This window comes from Acinetobacter sp. CAU_H_56 (genome assembly GCF_058599425.1).
Genome location: NZ_CM178654.1, coordinates 22,311 through 34,418 on the forward strand (window position 1 = coordinate 22,311; position 12,108 = coordinate 34,418).

6 protein-coding genes, 2 tRNA genes and 3 rRNA genes are annotated in these 12,108 nt (G+C 43.6%); 10 read left to right on the forward strand and 1 reads right to left on the reverse strand.

The genetic code is table 11. The features are described from left to right. Positions 1-40 precede the first annotated feature (40 nt). On the reverse strand, positions 41-712 hold the full coding sequence (locus tag AC4MCC_RS00095) for an acetoacetate decarboxylase family protein (RefSeq protein WP_419365823.1): 672 nt from the start codon (positions 710-712) through the stop codon (positions 41-43). A 103-nt stretch (positions 713-815) separates the two neighbouring features. Here AC4MCC_RS00095 and AC4MCC_RS00100 point away from each other — a divergent pair, with 103 nt between their 5' ends. The 10 genes from AC4MCC_RS00100 to AC4MCC_RS00145 all read left to right on the forward strand — a co-directional run bounded on the left by AC4MCC_RS00100 (position 816) and on the right by AC4MCC_RS00145 (position 12,097). After that, positions 816-1,388, forward strand: a complete 573-nt coding sequence (locus AC4MCC_RS00100) for a peptidylprolyl isomerase (protein WP_302700185.1) — start codon at positions 816-818, stop codon at positions 1,386-1,388. Positions 1,389-1,821: 433 nt separating this feature from the next. Then, a 16S ribosomal RNA gene (locus tag AC4MCC_RS00105) occupies positions 1,822-3,359 on the forward strand. A 61-nt stretch (positions 3,360-3,420) separates the two neighbouring features. Beyond that, a tRNA-Ile gene (locus tag AC4MCC_RS00110) sits at positions 3,421-3,497 on the forward strand. Positions 3,498-3,554: 57 nt separating this feature from the next. Next, positions 3,555-3,630, forward strand: a tRNA-Ala gene (locus AC4MCC_RS00115). 398 nt (positions 3,631-4,028) lie between these two features. Continuing rightward, positions 4,029-6,920: ribosomal RNA gene (locus AC4MCC_RS00120) — 23S ribosomal RNA — on the forward strand. A gap of 202 nt (positions 6,921-7,122) precedes the next feature. Beyond that, positions 7,123-7,237 (forward strand): 5S ribosomal RNA (gene rrf, locus AC4MCC_RS00125). Together the 16S, 23S and 5S rRNA genes with 2 tRNA genes alongside form the textbook arrangement of a ribosomal RNA operon. A 329-nt stretch (positions 7,238-7,566) precedes the next feature. Next, a complete protein-coding gene (locus tag AC4MCC_RS00130) occupies positions 7,567-8,931 on the forward strand; it encodes an MFS transporter (protein ID WP_034171560.1) in 1,365 nt (454 codons plus the stop codon). A 366-nt stretch (positions 8,932-9,297) separates the two neighbouring features. Next, positions 9,298-10,647 (forward strand): aromatic acid/H+ symport family MFS transporter, encoded by a 1,350-nt coding sequence (locus tag AC4MCC_RS00135; protein ID WP_312319670.1) that lies wholly within the window; start codon positions 9,298-9,300, stop codon positions 10,645-10,647. A gap of 196 nt (positions 10,648-10,843) precedes the next feature. After that, positions 10,844-11,686 carry a DUF2971 domain-containing protein gene (locus AC4MCC_RS00140; protein ID WP_491885485.1) on the forward strand — a complete coding sequence of 281 codons (843 nt, stop codon included), beginning with the start codon at positions 10,844-10,846 and terminating at the stop codon, positions 11,684-11,686. Positions 11,687-11,773: 87 nt separating this feature from the next. Further along, positions 11,774-12,097 (forward strand): ankyrin repeat domain-containing protein, encoded by a 324-nt coding sequence (locus AC4MCC_RS00145; protein ID WP_491885486.1) that lies wholly within the window; start codon positions 11,774-11,776, stop codon positions 12,095-12,097. Positions 12,098-12,108: the final 11 nt, after the last annotated feature.

Here is a 12,108-nt window from a genome sequence, read left to right on the forward strand (position 1 = left end):
AAATAGATGTAGAAAAGGTGTTTCACGTGAAACACCTTTTTTATTTTTTATGGATCTTGGCTTCTGGAAAGACTAAATTAAATTTAGGCACATAAAAGCTTTGTAAATATTTAGCTTTAGAAAAATCCGGGAAAATATCTTGAGTATCTTGCCACTCTGCCTGAGTAAGCTTGGATAAATAACCCCGAAATTGAGGGCTAAACTGATAATGTTGGGATTTCCAGGTTTGCCTGATTTTTAGCATGGAGCTTGGAAGATGATGACTATTTAAATAGAAAGAACGAGGAGATTTAGGTTTTTTAAGACGAAGCGTCATGCTTTGCCCACGATGAGTAATGCGACAAATCGTTTCCTGTCCCTGTTCTTGCCAGTCAAACTCTGCATATTCTTTAGGAATGCCCCACAAGTGCTGACCATGCACAATAGATTCATGAGTAGAGACATAAATTTTCGGAATAGTCGAAAGACGCCGTCTGCTAATTAAAGGATGATCCATAATCAGCAATTCATCATAAGGACCCACAGGAGAATGATGATAGCGCACTAATAGAATCTGAACGACACGGCCGAGTGGAGATGGCGCAATCCGAAAACTCTGAAATTCACGAATAAAATGAGGGGTAATCCAGTAATTCAGAATAAAACCCTCCCCTTGCAAATGCCAGGGTGGAAATTGATGGACGCTTTTCTCCTGTAGTAATGCATGGCTCATTATTATTCTCTTGTCTTTAGTCGGCAGGTCACTGCATTATTAGTCATGAAAGATTAATATGTTGTGAATCTCAACCTTTCTTTATCAGTAGATGAGTTAAAAAATGTTAAAAAAATCATTATCTGCTATCGCGTTGATCGCATTTAGCTTGCCAAGTTTTGCTGCCAATACCCTGATTGAGATGAAAACCTCATCCGGTAATATCGAAATTGAACTCTTTAATGACAAAGCACCGATTACGGTGAAAAACTTTGAAGAATATGTCAAAAGCAACTTCTATACAGGAACCATCTTCCATCGGGTCATTCCAGGCTTCATGATTCAAGGGGGAGGCTTTGATCTCAACATGCAGGAAAAAGCCAATAATAAAGCTTCAATCAAGAATGAATCAGATAATGGTTTGCAAAACAAACGTGGCACTTTGGCCATGGCACGTACCAATGATCCTAATTCGGCGAAAGCGCAATTCTTTATTAACCTGGTAGATAACAGTTTTCTAGACCGTTCACCAAGAAATGCTGGATATGCGGTATTTGGGCGGGTTACTAAAGGTATGGAGGTAGTCGATAAGATCGCTCAAGTACCTACTCAGAACTATGGCATGCATCAGGACGTTCCGAAAACAGCCGTAAAAATCAACAGTGTGACCATTAAAACACCAAGCGTGAAAAAGTAAGTGAAAAATAAAACATAAATGTTTTGTTTGTATTTTCTTTGGAATATTATGAACTTATGTAACAATTGGTAGAAAAATGAACCAATTTGGTGCATAAAAATGAAACAGTCATGATTGGTGTGCGTTAAAAGCACTTGCTTGTGTAGGAAATTGCCCTATAATGAGCTCATACCGACGAGATAGACGGAAACGAACGAAGCAGATTGCTGAGTTGTTAAGTTTATTGAAGTCCAGCTTCTGGCATTGACGAGATGTTAGAAAGATCATTAAGAGATTATGAAGAACAACTTGTGTGGATTTTTACTGGTTGATTGATCGAAATTATTTTCATTGATTGAATGGTAGAAATTACTCGAAGTTTATTTGAGAAATATTTGTCAGAAAATTGATGAGCCAAGTTTAAGAGTTTTACTTATAAAACTCGAAATGATTTTAACTGAAGAGTTTGATCATGGCTCAGATTGAACGCTGGCGGCAGGCTTAACACATGCAAGTCGAGCGGGGATAGGGTGCTTGCACCTGATTCCTAGCGGCGGACGGGTGAGTAATGCTTAGGAATCTGCCTATTAGTGGGGGACAACGTTCCGAAAGGGACGCTAATACCGCATACGTCCTACGGGAGAAAGCAGGGGATCTTCGGACCTTGCGCTAATAGATGAGCCTAAGTCGGATTAGCTAGTTGGTGGGGTAAAGGCCTACCAAGGCGACGATCTGTAGCGGGTCTGAGAGGATGATCCGCCACACTGGGACTGAGACACGGCCCAGACTCCTACGGGAGGCAGCAGTGGGGAATATTGGACAATGGAGGCAACTCTGATCCAGCCATGCCGCGTGTGTGAAGAAGGCCTTTTGGTTGTAAAGCACTTTAAGCGAGGAGGAGGCTTACCTGGTTAATACCTGGGATAAGTGGACGTTACTCGCAGAATAAGCACCGGCTAACTCTGTGCCAGCAGCCGCGGTAATACAGAGGGTGCAAGCGTTAATCGGATTTACTGGGCGTAAAGCGCGCGTAGGTGGCTAATTAAGTCAAATGTGAAATCCCCGAGCTTAACTTGGGAATTGCATTCGATACTGGTTAGCTAGAGTATGGGAGAGGATGGTAGAATTCCAGGTGTAGCGGTGAAATGCGTAGAGATCTGGAGGAATACCGATGGCGAAGGCAGCCATCTGGCCTAATACTGACACTGAGGTGCGAAAGCATGGGGAGCAAACAGGATTAGATACCCTGGTAGTCCATGCCGTAAACGATGTCTACTAGCCGTTGGGGCCCTTGAGGCTTTAGTGGCGCAGCTAACGCGATAAGTAGACCGCCTGGGGAGTACGGTCGCAAGACTAAAACTCAAATGAATTGACGGGGGCCCGCACAAGCGGTGGAGCATGTGGTTTAATTCGATGCAACGCGAAGAACCTTACCTGGCCTTGACATACAGAGAACTTTCCAGAGATGGATTGGTGCCTTCGGGAACTCTGATACAGGTGCTGCATGGCTGTCGTCAGCTCGTGTCGTGAGATGTTGGGTTAAGTCCCGCAACGAGCGCAACCCTTTTCCTTATTTGCCAGCACTTCGGGTGGGAACTTTAAGGATACTGCCAGTGACAAACTGGAGGAAGGCGGGGACGACGTCAAGTCATCATGGCCCTTACGGCCAGGGCTACACACGTGCTACAATGGTCGGTACAAAGGGTTGCTACTGCGCGAGCAGATGCTAATCTCAAAAAGCCGATCGTAGTCCGGATCGCAGTCTGCAACTCGACTGCGTGAAGTCGGAATCGCTAGTAATCGCGGATCAGAATGCCGCGGTGAATACGTTCCCGGGCCTTGTACACACCGCCCGTCACACCATGGGAGTTTGTTGCACCAGAAGTAGGTAGTCTAACCTTAGGGAGGACGCTTACCACGGTGTGGCCGATGACTGGGGTGAAGTCGTAACAAGGTAGCCGTAGGGGAACCTGCGGCTGGATCACCTCCTTAACGAAAGATTGACGATTGGTAAGAATCCACAACAAGTTGTTCTTCATGACGATGTATCTGAGGGTCTGTAGCTCAGTTGGTTAGAGCACACGCTTGATAAGCGTGGGGTCACAAGTTCAAGTCTTGTCAGACCCACCACTACTGACGAAGCGTTAATTGCAGACGAAGTAAGATACATTGACTTATTGATAAGCTGGGGACTTAGCTTAGTTGGTAGAGCGCCTGCTTTGCACGCAGGAGGTCAGGAGTTCGACTCTCCTAGTCTCCACCACGTATTCGTTCGAATACGTAATAAGCAAACGGTTTGATAGCTTATAGAGCTTAGTAAGAAAGCGGCGTATAATGCGCGGCATTGTTATTAACCTCTGTGATTTATCACAGTAATGCAGTCCGACGAGGATGCATTAAATCATTAACAGAATATATTTGAGTTGAAATAATTTGTTCATACTCATACAAGAGCGGAAACGACACGACTTCGGTTGTGAAGTTGAAGTGATTGAATGAGAACTAGCGAAATTAACTGAATCAAGCGTTTTGGTATATGAATCTAATTGAAGCTGTACAGTGATTAAGTTCACGAGACTCTAACTGTGTAATTAACTGAGTGATCGGTTGATTATGTTGTTTATCCTACTTGTAGGGATGAACGACTGTTTGGGGTTGTATAGTCAAGTAATTAAGTGCATGTGGTGGATGCCTTGGCAGTCAGAGGCGAAGAAAGACGTGATAGCCTGCGAAAAGCTCCGGGGAGGCGGCAAATATCCTGTGATCCGGAGATGTCTGAATGGGGAAACCCACCGGCTATAAGGTCGGTATCATAAACTGAATACATAGGTTTATGAGGCGAACGCGGAGAAGTGAAACATCTCAGTATCCGTAGGAAAAGAAATCAATTGAGATTCCCTCAGTAGCGGCGAGCGAAAGGGGAACAGCCCATTAAGTCATATCAGTTTTAGTGGAATGCTCTGGGAAGTGCAACCATAGTGGGTGATAGTCCTGTACACGAAAGGGCTGATATGATGATGTCGAGTAGGGCGAGGCACGTGAAACCTTGTCTGAATATAGGGGGACCATCCTCTAAGGCTAAATACTCCTGACTGACCGATAGTGAACCAGTACCGTGAGGGAAAGGCGAAAAGAACCCCTGTGAGGGGAGTGAAATAGATCCTGAAACCGCATGCATACAAGCAGTGGGAGCCACTTTGTGTGGTGACTGCGTACCTTTTGTATAATGGGTCAGCGACTTATATTCAGTAGCGAGGTTAACCGAATAGGGGAGCCGTAGAGAAATCGAGTCTTAATAGGGCGTTTAGTTGCTGGGTATAGACCCGAAACCGGGTGATCTATCCATGAGCAGGTTGAAGGTTGGGTAACACTAACTGGAGGACCGAACCCACTGTCGTTGAAAAGCCAGGGGATGACTTGTGGATAGGGGTGAAAGGCTAATCAAACTCGGTGATAGCTGGTTCTCCCCGAAAGCTATTTAGGTAGCGCCTCGGACGAATACCATTGGGGGTAGAGCACTGTTTCGGCTAGGGGGTCATCCCGACTTACCAAACCGATGCAAACTCCGAATACCAATGAGTACTATCCGGGAGACAGACTGCGGGTGCTAACGTCCGTAGTCAAGAGGAAAACAATCCAGACCGCCAGCTAAGGTCCCTAAATCATAGTTAAGTGGGAAACGATGTGGGAAGGCATAGACAGCTAGGAGGTTGGCTTAGAAGCAGCCACCCTTTAAAGAAAGCGTAATAGCTCACTAGTCGAGTCGGCCTGCGCGGAAGATGTAACGGGGCTAAAACTATGTACCGAAGCTGCGGATTTGCAATTTATTGCAAGTGGTAGGGGAGCGTTCTGTAAGCCGATGAAGGTGTGTTGAGAAGCATGCTGGAGGTATCAGAAGTGCGAATGCTGACGTGAGTAACGACAAAACGGGTGAAAAACCCGTTCGCTGAAAGACCAAGGGTTCCAGTCCAACGTTAATCGGGGCTGGGTGAGTCGACCCCTAAGGCGAGGCCGAGAGGCGTAGTCGATGGGAAATTGGTTAATATTCCAATACTTCAGTGTAATGCGATGAGAGGACGGAGAAGGTTAAGTCAGCCTGGCGTTGGTTGTCCAGGTGGAAGACAGTAGGCATGCATCTTAGGCAAATCCGGGGTGCTCTATGCTGAGAGTTGATAGCAAGCCAGTTTACTGGTGAAGTGGCTGATACCATACTTCCAGGAAAAGTCTCTAAGCTTCAGTTACACTGGAATCGTACCCGAAACCGACACAGGTGGTCAGGTCGAGTAGACCAAAGCGCTTGAGAGAACTCTGCTGAAGGAACTAGGCAAAATGGTACCGTAACTTCGGGAGAAGGTACGCTGCCGGCGGTGATAGGACTTGCTCCTTGAGCTGTTGGCAGCCTCAGAAACCAGGCCGCTGCAACTGTTTATTAAAAACATAGCACTCTGCAAACACGAAAGTGGACGTATAGGGTGTGATGCCTGCCCGGTGCTGGAAGGTTAATTGATGTGGTTAGCGCAAGCGAAGCTATTGATCGAAGCCCCAGTAAACGGCGGCCGTAACTATAACGGTCCTAAGGTAGCGAAATTCCTTGTCGGGTAAGTTCCGACCTGCACGAATGGCATAATGATGGCGGCGCTGTCTCCAGCAGAGGCTCAGTGAAATCGAATTCGCCGTGAAGATGCGGTGTACCCGCGGCTAGACGGAAAGACCCCGTGAACCTTTACTGCAGCTTGACATTGAACTTTGATCTTACTTGTGTAGGATAGGTGGGAGGCTTTGAAGTGGCGACGCTAGTTGCCATGGAGCCGTCCTTGAAATACCACCCTGGTAATATTGAGGTTCTAACTCTGCTCCCTGATCGGGAGCGAGGACCATGTCTGGTGGGTAGTTTGACTGGGGCGGTCTCCTCCTAAAGAGTAACGGAGGAGTACGAAGGTGCGCTCAGCGTGGTCGGAAATCACGCGTAGAGTATAAAGGCAAAAGCGCGCTTAACTGCGAGACCCACAAGTCGAGCAGGTACGAAAGTAGGTCTTAGTGATCCGGTGGTTCTGTATGGAAGGGCCATCGCTCAACGGATAAAAGGTACTCTGGGGATAACAGGCTGATACCGCCCAAGAGTTCATATCGACGGCGGTGTTTGGCACCTCGATGTCGGCTCATCTCATCCTGGGGCTGAAGCAGGTCCCAAGGGTATGGCTGTTCGCCATTTAAAGAGGTACGCGAGCTGGGTTTAGAACGTCGTGAGACAGTTCGGTCCCTATCTACCGTGGGCGCTGGAAATTTGAGAGGATCTGCTCCTAGTACGAGAGGACCAGAGTGGACGAACCTCTGGTGTACCGGTTGTGACGCCAGTCGCATCGCCGGGTAGCTATGTTCGGAAGGGATAACCGCTGAAAGCATCTAAGCGGGAAGCCTACCTCAAGATAAGATTTCCCCGAGACTTTATGTCTCCTAAAGAGCCGTTGAAGACTACGACGTTGATAGGTTGGATGTGGAAGTGCAGTGATGCATGAAGCTGACCAATACTAATTGCTCGTGAGGCTTGACTATACAACACCCAAGCAGTTGTATATAAAGCATCAATTGATTTCATATTGATCTAACGATCAGACGAAGCCTTGATTTGGTTAAGCTAATCGAACAAACTACTGCAACTCAGATACATCTGTTAATGAACTCTATTTGAAGAAAGCTAGGCAAACGAAGCGTAAGCAACGTAGATAAGACCATAGCGAGTAAGCATACCAGTTGTGCTGGCGACCATAGCAAGAGTGAACCACCTGATCCCTTCCCGAACTCAGAAGTGAAACCTCTTAGCGCTGATGGTAGTGTGGGGTATCCCATGTGAGAGTAAGTCATCGCCAGCTCATTATTCCAAAAGCCCTCTGCTCATGCAGGGGGCTTTTTTTATGCGTGGGATTTCTAGGAAAAGAAGTAAATATACTCCTAATTGTGCCTAGATAATAAAAATATAAATAACGTGAAAAGTATAATTAATCAACTTCGTCTTATTTTCTTATTGGTCTGTCTAAAAAATATTCGATCTACGACTTTAGCCTAAATTTTATTAAAAAAATCTAACTTGGTAAGTTTTGCAGTAGACAAGGTTTAAAGAATCATCCATTTTATATACAAAAGTGAATGAACATTCATTTTTTCATAGAATAAAAAAGCTCACAATTGGAGGTGAGGAAAAATGACAGCAACAACAGTGAATGTGAATGCTGTAGTGGATGAAGCAAAGTTTAAACCTTTTCATTTAAAGATCGTACTTTGGTGCGTATTTGTCGTTATTTTTGACGGTTATGATCTGGCAATCAACGGTGTTGCTTTACCCCTACTGATGCAAGAATGGAATATGACGGCAGTTCAGGCCGGAATGCTTGCAAGTACCGCTCTGGCGGGCATGATGTTTGGTGCCATGCTCTTCGGTATGCTGGCAGATAAAATTGGACGAAAAAATGTCATCTTGATTTGTGTGACCTTATTCAGTGGATTTACGTTCTGGGGCGGGTTTGCCTCTGGTCCAACTGAATTTGGCATCCTGCGTTTTATTGCGGGCTTAGGTATTGGCGGTGTATTGCCGAATCTGGTCGCACTCACTTCTGAATATGCACCACAAAAAATGCGCAGTACCTTAGTCACTACCATGTTTAGTGGTTATGCAGTTGGCGGGATTATGGCGGCGTTATTAGGTGCCTGGTTTACCCCAAGTTTTGGTTGGGAAATCATGTTCTATATCGCAGGTATTCCATTATTGATGCTGCCTATACTGTATTTGTATTTACCAGAATCTTTAACTTTCCTGGTAAAAAAACAGCAAAATGAAAAGGCTAGTAAAATTGTTCAACAGATCAGTCCTGAGCAAAATGTCACTGCAAGTACCCAGTTTGTACTGAATGAAGTGCATGCGCCCGATGCTTCCATTGCGGCTTTATTTAAGCAGGGTCGTAGCATGAGTACTTTATTATTCTGGTGCTGCTTCTTTATGTGCCTGCTTATGGTCTACGCATTGGGTAGCTGGTTACCAAAACTGATGATGGCAGCGGGCTATTCTCTGGGTAACAGCTTAATGTTCCTGATGGCCATGAATATTGGTGCAGTGGTTGGAACTATTGGCGGTGGTATTCTGGCGGATCGTTTCCATCTGAAACCTGTCATTATTGGCATGTTCCTGCTAGGTGCTGTATCCCTAGTTGGATTAGGCTTTAATTCTCCACAGGCTGTGATCTATCTGTTAGTCGCTGCTGCAGGTGCTTCGGCAATTGGTAGTAGTATTCTGCTCTATAGTTTCGTGGCTCAGTACTATCCATTGGCAATCCGCTCTACCGGTATTGGTTGTGCGTCCGCAGTCGGTCGGGTAGGGGCAATCGTTGGTCCAATTATTATTGGATTCCTGTTGGGTATGGAGCTGCCACATAAAATGAACTTCCTGGCAGTTGCGATTCCAGCCATTATTGGTGCGATTTCAGTGGCGATGATTGTACGTAAAGATCTGAATGCAGAACGAAATGCTGAGACCTTACTGGCGAAACAGAAGCTGAATTCTATTAAAACCTAGTCACTTTTTGCCAATCCACTTGCTATAAATCTGAATTGAATCAAAAGATCCCTTTCATAAGAAAGGGATTTTTTGTTTAAAGTATAAAAATCATTCATAAAAAATCGAATAAATCAAAAAATCATTGGTCTATAGACTATTTATATAGGCATTTTAATGAGAATAATAAATGTCTAAATATTCAATTATTTAGCTTTATAAAAATGTGATAAATCACACAAATAGCCGCTATTTTATAGCTGAAATAGCTCCATCATTTGGTCTTATTGTACGCTAAATCTCACTTGCGTATATTGCTAAAACTTGAATATTCCCCCGGATATTCATAAGGATTTTATGGACAAGTACTCATGGGAGATGAGAACGATGACAACGGAAACAGTAGATATAAATTCTGTAGTCGATAATGCGAAATTTACGCCTTTTCACTTCAATGTAGTTGCTTGGTGTTTACTCATTATCTTGTTTGACGGCTACGATTTAGCAATCAATGGTGTTGTTTTACCTTTATTAATGCAGGACTGGGGCCTAAGTGCTGTTCAAGCGGGAATGCTTGCCAGTACTGCACTTGCCGGCATGATGTTTGGCGCGATGATCTTTGGTTCTCTAGCAGATAAAATTGGCCGTAAAAAAGTGATCATGATCTGTATCGTATTATTCAGTGGTCTGACCTTTGCCGGCGGTTTTGCTTCAAACCCGACTGAGTTCGGTATTTTACGCTTCCTTGCCGGTCTGGGCATTGGTGGTGTAATGCCCAACCTGGTCGCACTCACCTCTGAATATGCACCACAAAAAATGCGTAGTACCTTGGTGACGACCATGTTCAGTGGTTATGCAGTGGGTGGTGTGATGGCTGCCTTATTAGGTTCATGGTTTACCCCAAGTTTTGGTTGGCAAATCATGTTCTTTATCGCAGGTATTCCATTATTTTTATTACCTGTGATCTGGAAATTCCTGCCGGAATCTTTAGCTTTTATCGTCAAAGACAACAAACAGGAAAAAGCACGTCAAATTGTACGACGTTTGGCTCCAAATCTAAGTGTTACAGACAATACAACCTTTAAACTGCCACAGGAAAATGTACCTGAAGCAGCAAATGTGGTGAGCCTGTTCCGTCGTGGCCGTGCAGTAAATACGTTATTGTTCTGGGTTGCTTTCTTTACTTGCCTACTAACTATGTATGCGCTGAGCAGCTGGTTACCGAAGCTAATGATGGCAGCGGGTTACTCAATGGATAACAGCCTGATGTTCATGATGGCGATGAACGTGGGTGCAGTGGTTGGTATTGTGGGCGGCGGTATTTTGGCTGACCGTTTCCACCTGAAACCGGTATTGATGTTCCTCGGTATGATGGGTGCGATTGTGATGAGCTCAATGGGCTTTGCATCTAACCAGTTCCTGCTTTACATCCTGGTGTTCCTGGCTGGTGCAGCATCAATCGGTTCGCAAATGTTGCTATACAGCTATGTTGCGCAGTTCTACCCATTGGCAGTACGTTCAACAGGTATTGGCTGGTCATCTGCGATTGGTCGTATGGGGGCGATTGTTGGCCCGATCCTGATTGGTGGCTTACTCGGTATGAACCTGCCTGCACACTTTAACTTTATGGCGGTGGGTTTACCGGTACTGATTACAGCGATTGCAGTTGCTCTGATCATGCATGATGATGAATCTGAAAAGATTGGTTCAGCAGATACAATTCCTGCAAAAGCTTAAAACCAAGTTTGAAATAAGAAGCCTCCGAAAGGGGGCTTTTTTATATGCTATTAATTTATAATATAATTTAAGAGAAAAAATTTAACTTTTAATCAACGAATGTTTTAGCTATGTCACTATTCAAATTTTTTCCAAAAGATAATGATTTAATTGAGAAGATTTTATTAGAGATGGTTTTTGTGCTGTAAAGTGCACTTTGCCTCAAGATTACAATGATCCATACGAATTATTTTTAGGATTAGATACTTCTGTAGAGACTCAAGATCTAGCTTTTTATTATGATGTAATACAAAAAATTCCACAGATTCCAACTACTTGTTTCTCAAGATCATTACTCTCATTACCAATGTGGGCACATTATGCAAGTAATCATGCGGGCTATGTTATCGAATTTGATCTTGAGGTATTACAACAACATTTTGCAGAGGCTTCTATCAAGGATGTAAAGTACATTTCAGAGCCTGATAAAAATATTGCAGAAATTTTAAAAATGGCTTCTAGAATTGGGAAACCTAGATACTTAGGATTTTTGTATGAAACAGTAAGATACAATGCATATTTTTCCAAATATAAAGAATGGAGTTATGAACAAGAATGTCGATTTGTAGCTACAGGGGATTACATTGAAAAAATAGGTATAAATGATCTTCTCTTTATTCCTATTGAGGCTATTAAATCTATTGTTTTAGGAAAAAATATATCGGATTCAAATAAAACGAAATTATTGGAAATCTCAGAGAAGTATAATATTAAGGTTTACTATCTTAATATTAGTAAGACTTCTTCTTCTCCATTTTTTACAGATTTAGATAATAGATCTTATATTTTTGATAAAAAAGAAATTATTTTAGCTCATAAAGTTTGTAAAGAATGTCCACAGCCTTTATCAAATACTGAATCTGAGACATGTGAAATTTGCAGTATTACGGAAGCTCATAGACAAGATGCCGCGAATCGAAATGCTTTTAGAATGCTTGCCCACTATAATTTACTTGATGATTATATTGAGGGTTTTAGGGAAATATCTAAAAATAGGTAGAATTAATTTAATTTTTATTTACTTAAAGCAATTGTTTTCCACAGTATAATTTTATAGCGGTTACCTTATATTAAAAGGTTTGAAAATATGAAACTCAACTCATTCTCCCCAATCCCTGAAGATGACGACGAACTGCATCTTCCTGAACTGGTGTACTGGGCATCCTTAGGTGATATTGAACAGGTCGAGCAAGCCTTGCAGGAAGGTCTAGATGTGAATTCAGCCGATGAAGAAGGTTATAGTGCCTTGCATGCAGCTGCTGAAAATGACCATCTTGAAGTTGTGAAGCTGCTGGTGAGCAAAGGTGCAGATGTCGATCATCGCAGTACCTATACCGCGTTGGAACTGGCAGAAATGGCCGGTAATAAAGATGTAGTGGCTTATCTAAAAAACCTGAAAGGCGGCATTTAAATAAAATAGAT